Origin of the sequence: Burkholderia sp. ZZQ-2, from assembly GCF_050768715.1 — a bacterium.
Lineage (GTDB): Bacteria > Pseudomonadota > Gammaproteobacteria > Burkholderiales > Burkholderiaceae > Burkholderia > Burkholderia cepacia.
Genome location: NZ_LDVA01000197.1, coordinates 37,221 through 54,920, shown reverse-complemented (window position 1 = coordinate 54,920; position 17,700 = coordinate 37,221). Strand labels below are relative to the sequence as shown.

Genomic DNA, 17,700 nt, shown 5'->3' with positions numbered 1-17,700 from the left:
CAGTCATTCTCGATCTTCTCATTATTCATTATTTTTATTGGCCGAGGAAGCCTACATTAGTCCTGTCGCCGGATCGCTCGGCACTCACGAACCAAGGAGCAGGACATGAGCACATCGGAACAGATCGCCCTCGTCACGGGTTCATCGCGCGGCATCGGCGCGGAAATCGCGCGCCAGCTCGCCCGGGACGGCTTCCGGGTCATCGTCAACTATGCCGGGAGCGCCGGCCCGGCCCGCGAAGTGGTCGACGCGATCGTCGCCGACGGCGGCCATGCCGTCGCGGTGCAGGCGAACGTCGCCGACCCGGCGGCCGTGGCCGCGCTGTTCGACGCCGCGCAAGATGCATTCGGCGGCGTGGATGTCGTGGTCAATTCCGCGGGCGTGATGAAGCTGGCGACCATCGCCGACTGCGACGATGCGCTCTTCGACGAAACGATCGCCACCAACGTGAAAGGCACGTTCAACGTATGCCGCGAAGCGGCCAGGCGGGTGCGCGACGGGGGACGCATCATCAACCTGTCGACCAGCGTGATCGGCATGCGCATGCCGACTTACGGCGTGTACGTCGCCAGCAAGGCGGCAGTCGAAAGCCTGACGCAGGTGCTCGCGCAGGAAATGCGCGGACGCGGCGTCCGCGTGAATGCCGTCGCGCCGGGACCGGTCGCGACCGAGTTGTTCCTGCAGGGCAAGAGCCCCGAACTCGTCGATCGGCTCGCGAAGCTGAACCCGCTCGAGCGGCTCGGCCAGCCCGACGACATCGCGCGCGTCGTCGCATTCCTCGCCGGCCCCGACGGCGCGTGGATCAACGGCCAGATCCTGCGCGCCAACGGCGGCATGTGCTGACGGGCCGCCTGCCTCGCCCCCCGCTTACCGGAGATCGATCATGAAGGAAGTCATTCTCGTCACGGGTGCGTCCAGCGGCTTCGGCCTGCTGACGGCCCAGGCGCTCGCCCGCGCCGGCCATACCGTCTACGCGTCGATGCGCGAAAGCACCGGCCGCAACGCGCCGCGCGTCGCCGCCATTGCCGCCTACGCGCAGGAGCACGGGGTCGACCTGCGCACCGTCGAGCTCGACGTCGGCGATGACGCGTCCGTCGGTGCCGCCATCGATCGCGTGATCGCGGACAACGGCCGCCTGGACGTCATCGTCCACAATGCCGGCCACATGGTGTTCGGTGCGGCCGAAGCGTTCACGCCCGAGCAGATCGCCCAGCTCTACGACATCAACGTCGTGTCGACCCAGCGCGTCAACCGCGCGGCGCTGCCGCACCTGCGCCGTCAGGGCCGCGGCCTGCTCGTCTGGGTGTCGTCGTCGTCCGCACGCGGCGGTACGCCGCCGTTCCTCGCCCCTTACTTCGCCGCGAAGGCCGCGATGGATTCGCTCGCGGTGTCCTATGCCGCCGAACTCGCCCGCTGGGGTATCGAGACGTCGATCGTCGTGCCGGGCGCCTTCACCCAGGGCACGAATCACTTCGCCCACGCGGGCAAGCCGGCCGATGCGGCCGTGCAGGCCGCCTACGACGACGGCCCCTATGCAGGCGTCGCCGGGCAGGCGCTGCAGGGCCTCGCCGCGCTCGAACCGGCAGACGCCGATGCCGGCACCGTCGCGACGGCGATTGCCGACATCGTCGCCGCACCCGCCGGCAAGCGCCCATACCGCGTATTCGTCGATCCGTCGCAGGACGGCGCGGAGGAAGTGTTCCGCGTCGGCGATCGCGTCCGCCGCGAGATGTTCAGGAACATCGGCCTCGCCGACCTGCTGGCCGCCCGCGTCGGCAGTTGATCCGGTGCGCGCCCGGCGCCGGGCGCGCCGGCGCGCATCAGCGCGGCTCGCAGAACCCGAGGATCGCTTCCGCAACCGCCGCCGGCGCCTCGCGCTGCGGAAAGTGGCCGACACCGTCCAGCACCTGCCGCGCGTAGCGGCCCGTGAAGAAGGGCTCACGCCCGGCCGAGCTGTCCGGGTGATTGCAGGTGTCCGCGCCGCCGTGCAGCACCAGCGTCGGCAATGCCAGCACCGGCGCGGGATTCAGGCGCGCGTCGTCATCGGCATGGGCCGGCGTGCCCGGCGCGAATCCCCACCGATGCCGATAGGAATGCAGGACGACGTCGATCCAGTCGGGGCCGTCGAACGCGTCTGCCGCCGCCTCGAAATCGCCGTCGCGATACCAGCCCGGTGGCGACCACGTGTCCCACATCAAACGGGCAAACGCGCGGCGATCGTCGCGCAACGCCTGCTCGCCGCGCGGCGTCGCCATGAACCAGTGATACCAGTAATTGCGCGCCTGCTGCAGCGACAGCGGCTGCCCGGGGTCGTTGGTGCCGTATCCGACCGACAGCATCACGAGATGCGATGCGGCGTCATCGCGCAGCCCGCACGCGTTCGCGGCCGCCCGGGCGCCCCAGTCGTGCCCGACCAGCACGGGCCGCTCGAGACCGAGCGCATCGACGAAGTCGAGCACATCTCGTCCGAGCGCCGCGAGCTGGCCGCTGCGCGGCACGGATGCGTCACGAAAGCGCGTCGGCGCAAAGCCGCGCAGCGCAGGCGCGAGCACGCGGTAGCCGCGCGCGGCAAGGGTCGCCGCCACGGCGTCCCAGCCGATCGGGCTGTCCGGCCAGCCGTGCAGCAGCACCGCCACGCGCTCGCCGCGCGGGTTCCATTCGAGATAGGCAATATCCAGCGACGCGGTCGTCGCATGCGCGTAGGTCGTCATCGTGCACTCCGTTGGGTCGATCCGAGTGCACGATGGTAGGCCGGTCGTTCATCACGATTCGCGGAGTATCATTGTTCACTCTTCGCGTATTGTGTTGAATCGAACCATGGAACCGCTGACCGATCCCGCGTCGACCGCGCTCGACATCACGCTGCTGCGCACCTTCCTCGAAGTCGTCGACAGCCGCGGGTTCGCGCCGGCCGCGGAACGGCTTGCGTTGACGCCGTCGGCGGTCAGCGGCCACATCAAGCGGCTCGAACAGGCGGCCGGCACGGTGCTGCTCGCGCGCACGACGCGCCGCATCGCGCTCACGCCGGCCGGCGACACGCTGTACGCGTACGCGCGCAACATCGTCGACATGGAGCGCGAAGTGCGCGCGAGGCTGCGCGGCGCGCCGGCGCACGGGCCGCTGCGGGTCGGCGCGTCGGAGGATTTCGCGGGCGCGTGGCTGCCGCACGTGCTGCGCACGTTTCGCGACCGCCACCCGCGCACGTCGATCGAACTGAAGGTCGGCATCACCGCGTCGCTGCTGCGCGAGCAGACGCTCGGTCGGCTCGACGTCGTGTTCGGCAAGCAGTGCCGGCAGGTCGACACGCCGGGCGAACTGCTGTGGGAAGAGCCGCTCGTGTGGGCGTTCGCGTCGGATCGCACGCTCGACGCCGAAGGTGAGGTGCCGCTCGCGCTGTTTCCGCAGCCGTGCGTTTATCGCGAAGCCGCCGTCGCGGCACTCGCCGCCGCGCTGCGCCCGTTTCGCGTGCTGTTCGAGAGCGGCAGCATGGCCGGCTGCGTGTCCGCCGCGCTCGCCGGCTTCGCGGTCACCGCGCTGGCGCGCAGCCAGCTGCGCGACGGCTTGCGCGAATGCGGGCCGCAAGACGGTCTGCCGGCGTTGCCGGCCGCGCGCTTCTACGCGTTCGCGGCAAAACCGGACGGCGCGGGTGCGGCATTGATCGATGCGGTGCGGGATACCGGGCGCAGCCGGCGGTTCACGGCGCTGCCCGGCTGAACCCGGCGCGGCGGCACGCGACGCGAACCGCGCGCCGGTCAGTCGCCCTCTCCGCCCTCCCGGTCCTCCCCGCCCCTCGTCAGTGCGCTCGCCATCAGCTCGCCGAACCACTCGACGAATGCATTGAGCCGGCGCGAACGATGGCGCCGGTGCGGATACACGGCCGACACGTCCATCGGCGCGGCCCGATGGCCCGGCATCACCTCGACCAGCGCCCCGCTGTCGAGCAGATGCTCGACATCGAAGCGCGGAATCTGGATCAGCCCCATCCCGGCGATGCAGCTGGCGATATAGGTTTCGGCGTTGTTGACGATCACGCGGCTCGGCAGCGTGAGGGTGTACCGCTGGCCGTCCGAGCAGTATTCCCAGTCGAGTTCACGCCCGGTCGTCGGCGACGCATAGCCGATCGCCCAGTGTCCGTGCGCGAGCGCGTCCGGATGCTCGGGCACGCCGCATTCGCGCAGGTAGTCGGGGCTCGCGCAGTTGATCAGCGTGAACTGCCCGAGCGGCCGCACGACGAGACTGCTGTCCGCGAGCCGCCCGACGCGGATCGCGCAGTCGACACCCTCCTGCACCAGGTCGATCGACCGATCCGTCGAGCCGAGCGACAGTTGCAGCTTCGGGTAACGGCGAAACAGCGACGGCAGCGCGGGCGCCACCATGCGCCGCGCGATCCGGCTCGGCACGTCGACGTTCAGCCGGCCGATCACGTCGCGGTCGCGGCGGCGGAACAGGCGGTCGAGTTCGTCGGCTTCCGCGAGCAGGCGCCGGCCGCGTTCGAGCAGCAACGCGCCGTCGGCAGTCAGCTGCACCTGGCGCGTCGTGCGATGCAGGAGGCGCGTGCCGAGCCCCGTCTCGAGCTGCTGGACGGCCGCCGACACGGTCGCGCGCGGCACGTCGAGCGCGTGTGCGGCCTTGATGAAGCTGCCCATCTCGGCAACCTGCAGGAAGATTCTGACCTGATCCAGCTTGTCCATCGGCAGGGAACGTAGATTCGGAAGCGCGTCGCCGCCGGCTGTCGCGCGTCGCGGCAAGGTCCGGCGGCACAGAAAAACGGGCGCGCAGCCGCGAGGCCGCGCGCCCGTCCATTGTCCACGCAAACGCGCCATTGCGGTGCACGCCGCACCCCGCGACGTCCGCCGAAGCGGCGCGTTGCCCGAACGATTACTTGGTCGATTACTTGGTCGTATAGCCGCCGTTGATCAGGATCGTCTGGCCCGTGATCCACCAGCCGTCGGTGACGAGATGGCGAATGAACGGCACGACGTCCTCGATGTCGGTCAGGCCCGTCTTGCTGAACGGCGACAGCGCGGCCGCCGTCTTGTGATACGCGACCGCATCGGCGCCCTCGGCCGGATAGAAGAACGGCGTGTCCATCGGACCCGGCCCGACGGCCGTCACCGAGATCCCGCGCGCGCCGTATTCCTTCGACGCCGCACGCGTGAAATGCTCGACCGGCGCCTTCGATCCTTCGTACGCCGCATAGAACGGCGTGAACGCGCCGAGCAGCGACGTCACGAGCGTGACGAGCTTGCCGTGATCCTCGAGGTGCCGCCCCGCTTCCTTGATGAAGAAGAACGCCGACTTGCTGTTGACCGCGAACATCTCGTCGTACTCGGCCTCGCTGATCTCGGTGAACGGCTTCTTCAGCACCTTGCCGACCGTGTTGATCGCGATGTCGATCTTGCCGAAGCGCTGTTTCGCGTCGTCGAACAGCTTCTCGACCGCGGCGGCCGTCGTCAGGTCGCCCTGGAACGTGGCAGCCTCCGCGCCGGCCGCGCGCACCGCGGCGGCCGTCTCCTCGGCCTGTGCCTGAGATGCGGCGCTGTTGTAGTGAATTGCCACTGCCTTCGCGCCGTGGCTCGCCAAATCCCGGGCGATCAGGCCGCCGAGATTCTTTGCGCCGCCTGCGATCAGGACGACCTTGTCTGCGAGCGTATGAATTGCCACGGTGGACTCCTTTTCTCGATGAACGAATCCTGGAGTGTAGGCACGCGCGACGCACCGGTCAGCCGGTCGCGGCTGGATGGATTATCCAGAAAATCGATCCAATTGCCGCAACGTAATGTAGCCTGCCGCACCGACAATGACTCAGGAATCACGGATCGATTCCGCGGATGCCGGCCGGCTCAGCGCGCGTACAGCGCCGCGTCGATCTTGCCGAGCAGCCATTGCATGCCGGCCAGATGCTGCTGGTCGTGGCTGCACAGGTAGTGGACGAGCCCGCGCACGGTCAGCGAGCCGTAACCGTCGAACGCCCCGGTGCGTGCGAGCTGCTCGGGCGTGAGGCGCGCCACGAGGTCCAGCGTCTCGCGCCGTGCTTCGCGGATCGCCGCGAGCACGTCGGACGCATACGCGTCGTTGTAGCGGCGCTCGATCGCGAGCGCGTCGCCATCGATCGACACGAGCAGCGGCCGGTCTTCCTCGAGCATCCGCCGCAGCCGCACGTGATAACCGTCGGTCTCGATGTCGCGCACGTGGCAGAGCTGTCCGAGCGGCGAAAAGTGCTCGCTCGGGATTCCGGCCCAGTCGTCGGGCGTCCAGCGCGCGTAGCCGTCGGGCACGGCCGCGAAATGAGCTTCGAGCTGACGGGGAAAATCGGCGAGTGCGTCGAGCGTCGTCGGATTCATGCGGGACTCCCTGTCGAATGGAGGCGACGGCAGCCCTGGCACGGGCCTGCCGCCGCCGTTGCGTCACGTCACTTCACGCTGAAGCCGTACGCGCCCTGCGTGCGGTGCCCGTCGGTCGCGACGGCCACCCATTTCACCGTATAGGCGCCCGTGCCGACCGCCGTGAGCGGCACCGTCATCCGCTTGCGGTTCGACGCGTCGATGCGCGCACGGCCGTCCGACACCGTCTTGCCGTTGCCGTCGACGACGACGATCGAGCTGAACGCCGGCTCCAGCGGCTCGGTGAAGTCGATCGTGACGGCAGCCGGTGCGGCGGCCACTGCCGCGCCTGCCGCCGGGTCGCTCTTCGCGAGATGCGCGTGCGCGAACGCAACCGACGAGACGGTTGCGGCGAGGATGACGGCGGCAGCCTTGCGGCCGAACGGGAACGAAGCGAAAGGCATGGACTTTCCGTGAAGAATGAACGGGCGCCGCGCCCCTCGCGGCGTACCGGCAGCTTACCAGCGCATGCGGGTTCACGCCGGCCGCGCGCCGCCGCTTGATAGAATGCGCGCGCTATGGATCTCGAAAGCATTCTCTACACCCAGGGCTTCGGCTCGCGCCGCCAGTGCCGCGGCCTGATCGAAGCGGGCCGCGTCAGCGTGGCGGGCGCGCGTGCGGCCGACCCCGACGCCGCGTTCGATACCGACGGCCTTGTGTTCTCGGTCGACGATACGGCGTGGCCGTTCCACGCGCGCGCGTATCTCGCGCTCAACAAGCCGGCCGGCTACGAGTGTTCGCGCGATCCGCAACACCACGCGAGCGTGTTCAGCCTGCTGCCCGCGCCGCTCGTCGCGCGCGGCGTGCAGTGCGTCGGACGTCTCGACCAGGACACGACGGGCCTGCTGCTGCTGTCGGACGACGGCCAGTTCGTGCACGCGTACACGTCGCCGAAGCGCAAGGTGCCGAAGACCTATGTGGCGACCGTGCGCCACCCGCTCGACGATGCGCAGCTGAATGCGCTGCGCACCGGCGTGCAGCTGCACGGCGAGCCGAAACCGATGGCGGCGGTCGCCGCCGACGCGCGCGCACCGCACGCGCTCGCGCTGACCGTCCTCGAAGGCAAGTATCACCAGGTCAAGCGCATGGTCGCGGCGGCGAGCAATCGCGTCGAAGCGCTGCATCGCGAAAGCATCGGCGGCTTCGCGCTGCCGGGCGATCTCGCCCCAGGTGCGTGGCGCTGGCTCGATGACGCCGACCTTTCAGCGCTGCGCAATTCCGTCGAAACCCTGTAAGGGAAAATCCGCACGATCGTTCGACGTCCGGCCGCATCCCTGCCGCATGTTCCCCCGCTATACTGAAATGACAAGCTGTACGAGCAGCGATGCAGGGGAGACATCATGAACATCAACCATACTTTCGAACTGTCGTACATGATGATCGCGTTCGCGGTCATCGGTGTCATCGTGATCGGCGGCCTGCTGGCCGCGATGCACCTGAAGCACAAATATCATCCGAACCTGATTGGCGCGCTGATCGGCGCGCTGCTGTGCTTCCTGCTGATCGAGGCATTACCGGCGCTGACCTGACGCGCTGCCCGGCGCGAGCGTTTGAAGGAAATCGTCTACGGTCGGATACCGCAACGTCACGCACAATTCGGCCTTGAGCCGTGCGTTGGACAGGCGCCGCGACTCGCGCATGAACGACAGCAGGGTCGGCTCGAGCTGACGCTCGGCGTCCGCGCGGCTGACGCGTGGCGGCCTCGGCAGGCCCAGCGTCTGCGCGACCCGGTCGAAATACTCCCCCATCCGCAGTTCGCTGTCGTCCGATGCGTGCACGGCGCGCGCCGGCTTGCCGCGTTCGGCCGCGCGGCGCAGGATCGCCGCGAGATCGTCCGCGTGGATGTGGTTCGTGTAGACGTCGTCGGCCTGCTCGAGTGCCGGCGTGCCGCGCTCGAGCCGTGCGACCGGCAGGCGGTTCGCCGCGTAGATGCCCGGAATGCGCACGATGCGCGCGGACAGCACGCCGCGCACCGTCGCCGCGCGCAGTTGCCGCTCGGCCGACACGCGTCGGAACGCGCGCGGATTCGCGGGACGCAACGGCTGCGTCTCGTCGATGCGCGCGCCGCCGCAGTCGCCGTATACGCCCGTCGTGCTCGCGTAGACGAGCCTCGGCGCGCGAAGGCCGTCGGGTACAATACGCGCTCCCCGAACGGGTGCGCCGGCCTGCCGTGCAGCGGTGCGCAGCGTTCGGAGCCGGCCGACCGCCGGCGCTGGTGGAGTCGATGGACGACGCGCGGGCACGGTCGTTGCGGCGATCAGCGCACGCGTGCGCCGGTCGTCGCGGCCGTCGGATTGCGGCGGCGCGAGATGCAGGATCGTGCGGGCCAGACCCGCAAGGCGGCCGAGCGTCGCCCGGCGATCGAGATCGCCGACGATCGGCGTCGCGCCCGCGGCACGCAGTTCGTCGCGGCGGGCCGGGTGGCTCGTCAGCGCGAAGATCCGCAGGTTGCGATGCGTGTCGCGCCATTGCGCAACGCAGCGCATGCCGACGTCGCCGCAGCCGACGATCAATGCGCGCGGCCGGCGCAGGATTCGAGTCGCGATCATGTTGGTTGCGAAATCAGTAGCCACCGTTGCGCGACGCGCAACGGGCTTGCATTGTAGCTGCCGTGCTCGACATGCACGGTCCCCACATTTTGTTCTAGTTTGGTTCTATGGCATTCAACGTCACTCTCAAGCAAAGCGGCCGGCAATTCCAGGTCGAGTCGGATGAAACCGTGCTGGCGGCTGCGCTGCGCCAGAACGTCCATCTGCCGTACGGCTGCAAGAACGGCGCGTGCGGCTCCTGCAAGGGCCAGATCGTGTCGGGCCAGATCGAACAGGGCCCGCACGCCGCGTCGGCGTTGTCCAACGACGAGCGCACGCGCGGCCTCGCGCTGCTGTGCTGCTCGAAGGCGCAGTGCGATCTCGAAATCGACGTGCGCGAAATCGCCGGCGTCGACGGCGTGCAGGTCAAGAAGCTGCCGTGCCGGATCGCCGCGCTCGAGCGCAAGGCCGACGACGTGATGGTCGTGAAGCTGCAGTTGCCCGCCAACGAACGCCTGCAGTATCTCGCGGGCCAGTACGTCGAGTTCATCCTGAAGGACGGCTCGCGCCGCAGCTACTCGATGGCGAACGCGCCGCACGAGGAAGGCCCGATCGAGCTGCACATCCGCCACATGCCGGGCGGCAAGTTCACCGACCACGTGTTCGGCGCGATGAAGGAGCGCGACATCCTGCGCTTCGAAGGCCCGCTCGGCACGTTCTTCCTGCGCGAGGATTCCGACAAGCCGATCGTGCTGCTCGCATCGGGTACGGGCTTCGCACCGATCAAGGCGATCATCGAGCACGTGAAGCACACGGGCATCACGCGCCCGATGACGCTCTACTGGGGCGCGCGCCGCAAGAAGGACATCTACCTCGACGAACTCGCCGAGCAGTGGGCACGCGAGATCCCGAATTTCAAGTACGTGCCGGTGCTCTCCGAGCCGGACGCCGGCGACCAGTGGACGGGCCGCACCGGCTTCGTCCATCGCGCGGTGATCGAGGATCTGCCCGACCTGTCGGGCTACCAGGTGTACGCGTGCGGCGCGCCGGTGATGGTCGAATCCGCGCAGCGCGACTTCACGCAGCACCACGCGCTGCCGGCCGACGAGTTCTACGCCGACTCGTTCACGAGCGCCGCCGATCTCGCGCATCCGGTCTGACACCCGCGTACCCGCGTCCCGCACCGCGATGTCACATCCGTGGCATCGCGGCGGTTTACAGTGAGGCGCGGGATGCCTTATGCTTGCGCACATGAACTGCTTCCTGTCCGCCCTTCGACGTCGCCGCTCGCCGCTCCGCCCGGATGCCGCAGGCTCGTCACGGACTCGCGCGTAACCCCCACACCGCCTCACCGGTTACGCACAAGCTGTTCGACCCACCAGCCACGGCCTTCCGTGGCTTTTTTATTGCCTGTTTCCCTTTCAACGCCCGCTGGAGTCTGCTGCCATGCCCCTGAACGATTATCCGATCGACTCGCTGATGTACATCACGAACCGCCCCGACATCGTGTTTACGCACGGCAAGGGTTCGTGGCTCTACGATCACACGGGCAAGCGCTATCTGGACTTCATCCAGGGCTGGGCCGTCAACAGCCTCGGCCACTGCAACGACGGCATCGTCGAAGCGCTGAAGACCCAGGCGGAAAAGCTGCTGAACCCGTCGCCCGCGTTCTACAACGAACCGATGGCGAAGCTCGCGGGCCTGCTCACGCAGCACAGCGTGTTCGACAAGGTGTTCTTCACGAACAGCGGCGCGGAGGCAAACGAAGGCGCGATCAAGCTCGCGCGCAAGTGGGGCCGCAAGTTCAAGAACGGCGCCTACGAGATCATCACGTTCGACCACAGCTTCCACGGCCGCACGCTCGCGACGATGTCGGCCAGCGGCAAGCCGGGCTGGGACACGATCTACGCACCGCAGGTGCCGGGCTTCCCGAAGGCCGAGCTCAACGACATCAACTCGGTCGAGAGGCTGATCACCGACAAGACCGTCGCGGTGATGCTCGAGCCGATCCAGGGTGAAGGCGGCGTGATTCCGGCGACGCGCGAATTCATGCAGGCGCTGCGCGCGCTGACGAAGCAGCACAACCTGCTGCTGATCGTCGACGAGGTGCAAAGCGGCTGCGGCCGCGCGGGCACGCTGTTCGCGTACGAGCTGTCCGGCATCGAGCCCGACGTCATGACGCTCGCGAAAGGCATCGGCGGCGGCGCCCCGCTCGGCGCGCTGCTGTCGAAGGCCGAGGTCGCGGTGTTCGAGGCCGGCGACCAGGGCGGCACGTACAACGGCAACCCGCTGATGACAGCGGTCGGCTATTCGGTGATCTCGCAGCTCGTCGCGCCCGGCTTCCTCGAAGGCGTGCGCGCGCGCAGCGAATACCTGAAGCGCAAGCTGCTCGAGCTGTCGGAAGAGCGCGGTTTCGAAGGCGAACGCGGCGAAGGCCTGCTGCGCGCGCTGCTGCTCGGCAAGGACATCGGCCCGCAGATCGTCGAGAAGGCACGCGACATGCAGCCCGACGGCCTGCTGCTGAACGCCGCGCGGCCGAACCTGCTGCGCTTCATGCCCGCACTGAACGTGACGACCGAAGAGATCGACCAGATGATGGCGATGCTGCGGTCGGTTCTCGACACGCTCTGAGGAGAGCCCGCCGATGGATGCCGCCGCCGATGCTGTCGCAATCCGCCCGTTCGAACGCGCCGACACCGATGCCGTGCTCGCGGTATGGCGCGACGCGTTCCCGCAGTACGACGAAGCCGGTGCGCCGCCGCACCGCGATCCGATGCGATCGATCGAGCTGAAGCTCGCGACGCAGCCGGAGCTGTTTTTCGTCGCGACCAGCGGCGCACGCGTCGTCGGCACGCTGATGGCGGGTTTCGACGGACATCGCGGCTGGCTCTACTCGTTCGGCGTATCGAACGACGCGCGGCGGCTCGGCATCGGCCGCGCGCTGATCGCACATGCGGAACGCGCGCTCGCCGCGCGCGGCTGCCTGAAGATCAACCTGCAGGTGCTGCCGGGCAACGACGATGCGTGCCGCTTCTACGCGGCGCTCGGCTACCGCGTCGAGGAACGCATCTCGTTCGGCAAGACGCTGCCGGCCGCATGACGCGAAAGCCGGCCGCCGGCGATCTCAGCGCGTGATCGGCCCCGCGCCCGGCAGCGGATTGCCGAGCGCGTCGGTCGGCACGGCCTGCTGCTCGAACGCGGCGAAATATGCGGCCCACTGCGTGTCGCTCACGCGCACGATCAGCGCGCCGTCCTGCCAGATGTCGTTGTGGTCGTTGTGGTCGTCGCCCGCACGGTGCACGTAGTTCGAGCCGGTCGAACCCTGGTTCATGTGCGTGTCGTGGATACCGTTGCCTTCGGCATACGAGCGGCCGAACACGACGACGTCGAGCCCCTGCGACTGCGCGGCGTTCACGAGCCGCAGCAGCGACGGGATCGGCTCCGGATTCTCCGTGCCGTCCATCACGGCGCTCGCGCGCCACGCCCCCGTTTCGTTCAGGATGTCGCTGCGCAGGTAGTCGAGCGCGGGCAATGCGGCCTGCCCCGTCAGGTCGGTATAGCCTTCGGCCGCGGCCGCGAGCGTCTGCGTGATCGGGTGGTGGAAATCGTAGACGAGCTTGTAGTTCAGCAAGTCGTCCGCGTCGCTGGTGCCGACGTTGATCGCGACGTCCCAGTTGCCGCCCGGCAACGCCAGCGTCAGGTGGATGTGATACTGGATCTCGCTGCCGTGCGGCGAGCCCTTCAGCTTCGCCACCGATGTCACCTTCGCCTTCACGAAACCGTAGTCCAGACTCATGCGTGCTCTCCGTGTCCCGATGGGCCGTCGATGCTACACGGCCCGTGTGTCGGTTTGCAGGCGACCGGCGTCGGGCGACCGGCTTCGGGCGACCGGCTTCGGGCGGCCCTGCCCCATCGTTCCCGCGTCGCGTGCGCGGCGCAACAGTCGAATGGAGTCGCGCCCGCACGCACAAGTTCGCCCCGGATCGCATGACACGAAAAAAAAGGCTGTCACGGCATCCCGTGACAGCCTTTCGATAGCCCGTGTGCGACGCGCCCGGCACCTGCCGTCGCGCGCCACCGGGCCCGCTCATTCACTCACTCATTCACCGAGATACGCGGCCCGCACCTTCGGATCGTCGAGCATCTGCTTCGCATCGCCTTCCATCGTGACCGTGCCCGAATCCATCACGTAGCCGCGGTCGGCCGCCTGCAGCGCGAGGCGTGCGTTCTGCTCGACGAGCAGCACCGTGATGCCCTCCTTCGAGATCTCGCGCACCACTTCGAAGATCTTCTCGACCATGATCGGCGACAGGCCCATCGACGGCTCGTCGAGCAGCAGCAGCTTCGGCTTCGACAGGATCGCGCGCGACATCGCCAGCATCTGCTGCTCGCCGCCCGACAACGTGCCCGCGAGCTGCGTCGCACGCTCCTTCAGACGCGGGAAGAAGCCGAACATGCGGTCGACGTCCTTCTTGATCTGCTCGGTGTCGTTGCGCAGGTACGCACCCATCTGCATGTTCTCGACGATCGACATCCGCGCGAAGATCCCGCGGCCTTCCGGCACCATCGCGAGGCCGCGCTTGAGCAGCTCGTGGGTCGGCACGCCCTTGATCGACTTGCCGTCGTACTCGATGTCGCCCGCCGAATACGGCTTGAGACCCGTGATCGCCTTCATCGTCGTGGTCTTGCCTGCGCCGTTCGCGCCGATCAGCGTCACGAGCTCGCCCTGACGGACTTCCATGTCAACGCCCTTGACGGCCTGGATGCCGCCGTAGTTGACCTGCAAGCCCTTGATTTTCAACATTGCCGCTGCCATCAGTGCACCCCTGCGCCGAGATATGCCTCAATCACCTTCGGATTCTTCTGCACGTCCTGCGGCAGACCCTCGGCGATCACCTTGCCGTAATCGAGCACCGTCATCCGGTTGCACAACCCCATCACGAGCTTCACGTCGTGCTCGATCAGCAGAATCGTGCGGCCGTCCGAGCGGATCTTGTCGAGCAGGCGCGTGAGTTCGACCTTTTCGGTCGCGTTCATCCCGGCCGCCGGCTCGTCGAGCGCGAGCAGCTTCGGGTCGGTCGCCAGCGCGCGCGCGATCTCGAGACGGCGCTGGTGGCCGTACGAGAGGTTGCGCGACGTGTAGTCGGCGTACTGCAGCACACCGACGTATTCGAGCAGCTCGATCGCGCGCTCCTTGATCTCGCGCTCTTCCTGGCGTTCGGCCGGCGTCTGGAACACCGCGCCGAGCAGCCCGTGCTTGGTACGCACGTGGCGGCCCACCATCACGTTCTCGAGGGCCGTCATCCCGCCGAACAGGCGGATGTTCTGGAACGTGCGCGCGATGCCCGTCTTCGCGACCTGGTGCACCGCGGTCGGCTTGTATTCCGAGCCGTCGAGCTTGAACTCGCCTGAGTCCGGCGTGTAGAGGCCCGTGATCACGTTGAAGAACGTCGTCTTGCCGGCGCCGTTCGGGCCGATCAGCCCGTAGATCTCGCCTTCCTTGATCTCGAGGCCGACGTCGGACAGCGCCTGCAGGCCACCGAAGCGCTTGTTCACGCCCTTGACGGACAGTCGGATTTGCTTGTCGCTCATGTGTATATCCCCTGTGTCCGTAGGTTAAGCGCGCACCGGCTTCTTGCTGTTGCGCTTCGCCAGTTTCGCGATCTTGTCCTCATGCTTCGGCGCGGGCCACAGGCCTTCCGAGCGGTACAGCATGATGACCACCATCGCGAGGCCGTACAGCGCCTGACGGATCACTTCCGTATCGACGACGTCATGACCGAACAGCGCGTGCTGCAGCGGGCTCATCGTCGAGCGCAGGAATTCCGGGAAGATCGCGAGCAGCACCGCGCCCAGGATCACGCCCGGGATGTGGCCCATGCCGCCGAGCACCACGCAGGCGAGCACGACGATCGATTCCCAGAACGTGAACGACTCGGGCGACACGAAGCCCTGGAACGCACCGAACATCGCGCCCGACAGGCCGCCGAACGACGCGCCCATCGCGAACGCGAGCAGCTTCACGTTGCGGGTGTTGATGCCCATCGCCTTCGCCGCGATTTCGTCTTCGCGGATGGCTGCCCAGGCACGGCCGATACGCGAGTGCTGCAGGCGCGTACACACCCAGATCACCAGCAGCGAGCACAGCACGAACAGGTAGTAATACATGTAGACCGACGGCAGCTGCAGGCCGAACAGCGAGTGCGTCTGCGACAGGTTGAAGCCGCCGACGTGCACCGGATCGATGCCCGTGATCCCCTTCGGGCCGTTGGTGATGTTCACCGGACGGTCGAGGTTGTTCATGAAGATCCGGACGATTTCACCGAAGCCCAACGTCACGATCGCCAGGTAGTCGCCGCGCAGGCGCAGCGTCGGCGCGCCGAGCAGGATCCCGAAGGTCGCCGCCAGCGCCATCGCGATCGGCACGATGATCAGGAACGGGATGTGCAGGCCGTTCGGCGCGAGCGCCGCGATCCACTCGAACTGCGAGGTCAGGTGCGGCGAGCTCAGCAATGCCGCCGTGTACGCGCCCACCGCGTAGAACGCGATATAGCCGAGGTCGAGCAGGCCGGCGAAGCCGACCACCACGTTCAGGCCCAGCGCGAGCATCACGTACAGCATCGCGAAGTCGAGCACGCGGACCCAGTAGTTGCCGCCGGCCGAGCCGATGATGATCGGCGCGGCGATCACGAACGCAGCGGTCAGGATGCCGATGATGACGGTCTTGGCGGTGTTGCGCTCTTCGACGAGCGACGTCGAGGATTCAATCGGTTGAATGGATGTCATGTTGTTTGCTCCCTTCCGTTACGCGCGATCCGCGACACGTTCGCCCAACAGGCCGGACGGACGGAACACCAGCACGATGATCAGCACGACGAAGGCGAACACGTCCTGGTAGTTACTGCCGAAAACACCGCCCGTGAGGTTGCCGATGTAGCCGGCCCCGAGCTGCTCGATCAGGCCGAGCAGCACGCCGCCGACCATTGCGCCGCCGAGGTTGCCGATCCCGCCCAGCACCGCAGCCGTGAATGCCTTCATGCCGGGGATGAAGCCCATGTAGAAGTGCACGTTGCCGTATTCGGACGCGATCATCACGCCGGCCAGCGCGGCGAGCGCGGAGCCGATCATGAACGTCGCCGAGATCACGAAGTTCGGGTTCACGCCCATCAGGCTCGCGGTGTTCGGGCTTTCGGCGATCGCGCGCATCGCGCGGCCGAGCTTGGTCTTGTGCACGAGCAGCAGCAGGCCGCCCATCACGATGAACGCCACCGCGATGATCACGATTTCAGTAACCGAGATCACGGCGCCGGGCGTCGTGTCGGTCGCCTTGATCACGTTGATCGGATCGGTCGGCAGCAATTGGGGGAACGGCAGCGGGTTGCGCGACCAGATGATCATCGCGGCGGTCTGCAGCAGGATCGACACGCCGATCGCGGTGATCAGCGGGGCGAGGCGCGGTGCGCGGCGCAGCGGCCGGTATGCGACCCGCTCGATCGTGAAGCCGACGAACGCACAGACGACGGCGGCGATGCCCAGGCCGATCGTCAGCGTCGCGACGTTGCCGAGTCCGGGGAAATGGTTCTGCAGCACGGTGATGGCCGACAAGGCGACCATCGCGCCGATCATCAGCACGTCGCCGTGCGCGAAGTTGATGATGCCGAGAATGCCGTACACCATCGTGTAGCCCAACGCGATGATGGCGTAGACACTGCCGAGCACCAGCCCGTTGAGAACCTGCTGGACGAAAATATCCATTTAAAGCTCCTTGGCCCGTGCTGCCGGAGGACGGTGCGCCCCGCGGGTAAGCGAGGAATCGCGCCTTCTCGGCGACACTGCGGGTACTAGTCGATACCGGTAAGGGTGGATCGTCCCGGCGCGCGCCGCCCGGCCTGTACGGCCGGACTTGCCGCCGGAGCGGATACAGAAACGGCACCGCACTGTTCCGGTGCCGTCATGAGTCCCGTCGCTAAATCGTCACGACATCGAGGACGGTGTTCGTGGCCTCCTTGAAGTCGTAGGGCAGCATGCCGAGACGGCCATCGTCCGGTTGCCCGGCATCCGTGCCTTTTCCCGTCCGGTGCGAGGCGAGCCCCGCATCCGGGCAGATCGGATTCCGTGTCGCGCCGCCCCGCGAGGCACCGCGAACGCCGCGCCCGACATTCGTCAGGGCTGCGTCGGAATCCATCGTACGAATCAGGCCGCGCGCCGCAACACCATTGCTCGCGGCAACGCGCTGTTTCGTCGAATCGAAATGAAAGGGGGCCGGCGACATCGGCACGCTGCCCGCAGCGCCGGGCACCATGGCCGGCCTGCGTCGATCGGCGCGCACGGTCGCTGTCACGCCACGACCGGCGGCTTGCTGCATTGCAACCTGCGTGCCCGCTGCCTGACCGTTCGCCAGGCCAAGCGCGTTGATTTCCTCGATCGCCAAACGTGCCCCGTTTTCCTTGTCCTTGCCCAATTGCGCGATGCGGCACGCGAACGGTGCCGCACGAACGGTTCCGGCGACGCGCACGCCGCTGGCCGGCGGTGCCGCGAACACCGCAGCCTCCCTCCCCGCCCCGCCGTCGCTCTTTTTACTGCAGCCGGCAAGCATTGCAACCGGTGCGGCGACGGACACGGCGTAAGCCAACTTCACATGCATCGAATGGTCTCCCGCGCCTTGCCAAAACCCGATTTCAAAGCCATTCAGGCCTGAAAACGGGCGCATTGTAACTCCATTTATAGGACGCCAATAATCCTGATTCGATGGGGTTTTCCTGCATTGCAACCAATTTTGAGAGACGCTT

20 protein-coding genes are annotated in these 17,700 nt (G+C 67.4%); 8 read left to right on the top strand and 12 right to left on the bottom strand.

What is annotated here, in order from left to right; genetic code table 11:
* The first annotated feature begins 105 nt into the window (after positions 1 to 105).
* Entirely contained in the window at positions 106 to 843 is a 738-nt protein-coding gene (locus ABY44_RS13825; RefSeq protein ID WP_060174845.1) for an SDR family oxidoreductase, read from the top strand.
* Between the two features lie 40 nt (positions 844 to 883).
* Entirely contained in the window at positions 884 to 1,783 is a 900-nt protein-coding gene (locus ABY44_RS13820; protein ID WP_059697732.1) for an SDR family oxidoreductase, read from the top strand.
* Positions 1,784 to 1,820: 37 nt separating this feature from the next.
* Here ABY44_RS13820 and ABY44_RS13815 read toward each other — a convergent pair whose 3' ends face one another.
* Positions 1,821 to 2,711 carry an alpha/beta fold hydrolase gene (locus tag ABY44_RS13815; protein ID WP_060174847.1) on the bottom strand — a complete coding sequence of 297 codons (891 nt, stop codon included), beginning with the start codon at positions 2,709 to 2,711 and terminating at the stop codon, positions 1,821 to 1,823.
* Positions 2,712 to 2,817: 106 nt separating this feature from the next.
* Here ABY44_RS13815 and ABY44_RS13810 point away from each other — a divergent pair, with 106 nt between their 5' ends.
* A complete protein-coding gene (locus tag ABY44_RS13810; protein ID WP_060174848.1) occupies positions 2,818 to 3,714 on the top strand; it encodes a LysR family transcriptional regulator in 897 nt (298 codons plus the stop codon).
* A gap of 38 nt (positions 3,715 to 3,752) precedes the next feature.
* Here ABY44_RS13810 and ABY44_RS13805 read toward each other — a convergent pair whose 3' ends face one another.
* The 4 genes from ABY44_RS13805 to copC all read right to left on the bottom strand — a co-directional run bounded on the left by ABY44_RS13805 (position 3,753) and on the right by copC (position 6,787).
* Positions 3,753 to 4,691 (bottom strand): LysR family transcriptional regulator, encoded by a 939-nt coding sequence (locus ABY44_RS13805; protein WP_060174849.1) that lies wholly within the window; start codon positions 4,689 to 4,691, stop codon positions 3,753 to 3,755.
* A 199-nt stretch (positions 4,692 to 4,890) separates the two neighbouring features.
* Positions 4,891 to 5,664, bottom strand: coding sequence for an SDR family oxidoreductase (locus ABY44_RS13800; protein WP_021160770.1), 774 nt, complete (start codon positions 5,662 to 5,664; stop codon positions 4,891 to 4,893).
* Positions 5,665 to 5,843: 179 nt separating this feature from the next.
* Positions 5,844 to 6,344, bottom strand: coding sequence for a DinB family protein (locus ABY44_RS13795; RefSeq protein ID WP_059697739.1), 501 nt, complete (start codon positions 6,342 to 6,344; stop codon positions 5,844 to 5,846).
* A gap of 68 nt (positions 6,345 to 6,412) precedes the next feature.
* Positions 6,413 to 6,787: a copper homeostasis periplasmic binding protein CopC gene (gene copC / locus ABY44_RS13790; RefSeq protein ID WP_027786683.1), complete on the bottom strand. Its 375-nt coding sequence runs from the start codon at positions 6,785 to 6,787 to the stop codon at positions 6,413 to 6,415.
* A 114-nt stretch (positions 6,788 to 6,901) separates the two neighbouring features.
* On the opposite strand from copC, the gene ABY44_RS13785 reads away from it, so the two are divergent.
* Together ABY44_RS13785 and ABY44_RS13780 are read left to right on the top strand one after the other, a co-directional pair.
* On the top strand, positions 6,902 to 7,618 hold the full coding sequence (locus ABY44_RS13785; protein ID WP_060174850.1) for a pseudouridine synthase: 717 nt from the start codon (positions 6,902 to 6,904) through the stop codon (positions 7,616 to 7,618).
* 105 nt (positions 7,619 to 7,723) lie between these two features.
* Positions 7,724 to 7,912 (top strand): hypothetical protein, encoded by a 189-nt coding sequence (locus tag ABY44_RS13780; protein WP_027786681.1) that lies wholly within the window; start codon positions 7,724 to 7,726, stop codon positions 7,910 to 7,912.
* On the opposite strand, the gene ABY44_RS13775 is transcribed toward ABY44_RS13780, so the two are convergent.
* On the bottom strand, positions 7,895 to 8,932 hold the full coding sequence (locus tag ABY44_RS13775) for an NAD-dependent epimerase/dehydratase family protein (protein WP_060174851.1): 1,038 nt from the start codon (positions 8,930 to 8,932) through the stop codon (positions 7,895 to 7,897). The genes ABY44_RS13780 and ABY44_RS13775 overlap by 18 nt on opposite strands.
* A 107-nt stretch (positions 8,933 to 9,039) precedes the next feature.
* Between ABY44_RS13775 and ABY44_RS13770 the strand changes: the two genes are divergently transcribed.
* From ABY44_RS13770 to ABY44_RS13760, 3 genes are all read left to right on the top strand, one after another.
* Positions 9,040 to 10,071, top strand: a complete 1,032-nt coding sequence (locus ABY44_RS13770; RefSeq protein ID WP_021160764.1) for a CDP-6-deoxy-delta-3,4-glucoseen reductase — start codon at positions 9,040 to 9,042, stop codon at positions 10,069 to 10,071.
* A gap of 286 nt (positions 10,072 to 10,357) precedes the next feature.
* Positions 10,358 to 11,542, top strand: coding sequence for an acetylornithine transaminase (locus ABY44_RS13765; RefSeq protein WP_027786679.1), 1,185 nt, complete (start codon positions 10,358 to 10,360; stop codon positions 11,540 to 11,542).
* 13 nt (positions 11,543 to 11,555) lie between these two features.
* Positions 11,556 to 12,011 carry a GNAT family acetyltransferase gene (locus ABY44_RS13760; protein WP_027786678.1) on the top strand — a complete coding sequence of 152 codons (456 nt, stop codon included), beginning with the start codon at positions 11,556 to 11,558 and terminating at the stop codon, positions 12,009 to 12,011.
* A gap of 24 nt (positions 12,012 to 12,035) precedes the next feature.
* On the opposite strand, the gene ABY44_RS13755 is transcribed toward ABY44_RS13760, so the two are convergent.
* From ABY44_RS13755 to ABY44_RS13730, 6 genes are all read right to left on the bottom strand, one after another.
* Entirely contained in the window at positions 12,036 to 12,707 is a 672-nt protein-coding gene (locus ABY44_RS13755; RefSeq protein WP_059686583.1) for a DUF2278 family protein, read from the bottom strand.
* 303 nt (positions 12,708 to 13,010) lie between these two features.
* Positions 13,011 to 13,727 carry an ABC transporter ATP-binding protein gene (locus ABY44_RS13750; RefSeq protein WP_027786676.1) on the bottom strand — a complete coding sequence of 239 codons (717 nt, stop codon included), beginning with the start codon at positions 13,725 to 13,727 and terminating at the stop codon, positions 13,011 to 13,013.
* Positions 13,727 to 14,503 (bottom strand): ABC transporter ATP-binding protein, encoded by a 777-nt coding sequence (locus ABY44_RS13745; protein WP_021160760.1) that lies wholly within the window; start codon positions 14,501 to 14,503, stop codon positions 13,727 to 13,729. Before ABY44_RS13745 ends, ABY44_RS13750 begins: the two co-directional genes overlap by 1 nt.
* A 24-nt stretch (positions 14,504 to 14,527) precedes the next feature.
* Entirely contained in the window at positions 14,528 to 15,697 is a 1,170-nt protein-coding gene (locus ABY44_RS13740) for an ABC transporter permease subunit (protein ID WP_027786675.1), read from the bottom strand.
* Between the two features lie 18 nt (positions 15,698 to 15,715).
* Complete coding sequence (locus ABY44_RS13735; RefSeq protein WP_006478051.1) at positions 15,716 to 16,666, bottom strand: branched-chain amino acid ABC transporter permease; 951 nt, start codon at positions 16,664 to 16,666, stop codon at positions 15,716 to 15,718.
* 211 nt (positions 16,667 to 16,877) lie between these two features.
* Positions 16,878 to 17,621, bottom strand: a complete 744-nt coding sequence (locus ABY44_RS13730) for an amino acid-binding protein (protein WP_230948927.1) — start codon at positions 17,619 to 17,621, stop codon at positions 16,878 to 16,880.
* Positions 17,622 to 17,700: the final 79 nt, after the last annotated feature.

Excerpts from the sequence above, each read along its gene's own strand:
- ABY44_RS13825 (WP_060174845.1), top strand. The coding sequence starts at position 106 with ATGAGCACATCGGAACAGATCGCCCTCGTCACGGGTTCATCGCGCGGC.
- ABY44_RS13820 (WP_059697732.1), top strand. The coding sequence starts at position 884 with ATGAAGGAAGTCATTCTCGTCACGGGTGCGTCCAGCGGCTTCGGCCTG.
- ABY44_RS13815 (WP_060174847.1), bottom strand. The coding sequence starts at position 2,711 with ATGACGACCTACGCGCATGCGACGACCGCGTCGCTGGATATTGCCTAT.
- ABY44_RS13810 (WP_060174848.1), top strand. The coding sequence starts at position 2,818 with ATGGAACCGCTGACCGATCCCGCGTCGACCGCGCTCGACATCACGCTG.
- ABY44_RS13805 (WP_060174849.1), bottom strand. The coding sequence starts at position 4,691 with ATGGACAAGCTGGATCAGGTCAGAATCTTCCTGCAGGTTGCCGAGATG.
- ABY44_RS13795 (WP_059697739.1), bottom strand. The coding sequence starts at position 6,344 with ATGAATCCGACGACGCTCGACGCACTCGCCGATTTTCCCCGTCAGCTC.
- copC (WP_027786683.1), bottom strand. The coding sequence starts at position 6,787 with ATGCCTTTCGCTTCGTTCCCGTTCGGCCGCAAGGCTGCCGCCGTCATC.
- ABY44_RS13785 (WP_060174850.1), top strand. The coding sequence starts at position 6,902 with ATGGATCTCGAAAGCATTCTCTACACCCAGGGCTTCGGCTCGCGCCGC.
- ABY44_RS13780 (WP_027786681.1), top strand. The coding sequence starts at position 7,724 with ATGAACATCAACCATACTTTCGAACTGTCGTACATGATGATCGCGTTC.
- ABY44_RS13775 (WP_060174851.1), bottom strand. The coding sequence starts at position 8,932 with ATGATCGCGACTCGAATCCTGCGCCGGCCGCGCGCATTGATCGTCGGC.
- ABY44_RS13770 (WP_021160764.1), top strand. The coding sequence starts at position 9,040 with ATGGCATTCAACGTCACTCTCAAGCAAAGCGGCCGGCAATTCCAGGTC.
- ABY44_RS13765 (WP_027786679.1), top strand. The coding sequence starts at position 10,358 with ATGCCCCTGAACGATTATCCGATCGACTCGCTGATGTACATCACGAAC.
- ABY44_RS13760 (WP_027786678.1), top strand. The coding sequence starts at position 11,556 with ATGGATGCCGCCGCCGATGCTGTCGCAATCCGCCCGTTCGAACGCGCC.
- ABY44_RS13755 (WP_059686583.1), bottom strand. The coding sequence starts at position 12,707 with ATGAGTCTGGACTACGGTTTCGTGAAGGCGAAGGTGACATCGGTGGCG.
- ABY44_RS13750 (WP_027786676.1), bottom strand. The coding sequence starts at position 13,727 with ATGGCAGCGGCAATGTTGAAAATCAAGGGCTTGCAGGTCAACTACGGC.
- ABY44_RS13745 (WP_021160760.1), bottom strand. The coding sequence starts at position 14,503 with ATGAGCGACAAGCAAATCCGACTGTCCGTCAAGGGCGTGAACAAGCGC.
- ABY44_RS13740 (WP_027786675.1), bottom strand. The coding sequence starts at position 15,697 with ATGACATCCATTCAACCGATTGAATCCTCGACGTCGCTCGTCGAAGAG.
- ABY44_RS13735 (WP_006478051.1), bottom strand. The coding sequence starts at position 16,666 with ATGGATATTTTCGTCCAGCAGGTTCTCAACGGGCTGGTGCTCGGCAGT.
- ABY44_RS13730 (WP_230948927.1), bottom strand. The coding sequence starts at position 17,621 with ATGCGCCCGTTTTCAGGCCTGAATGGCTTTGAAATCGGGTTTTGGCAA.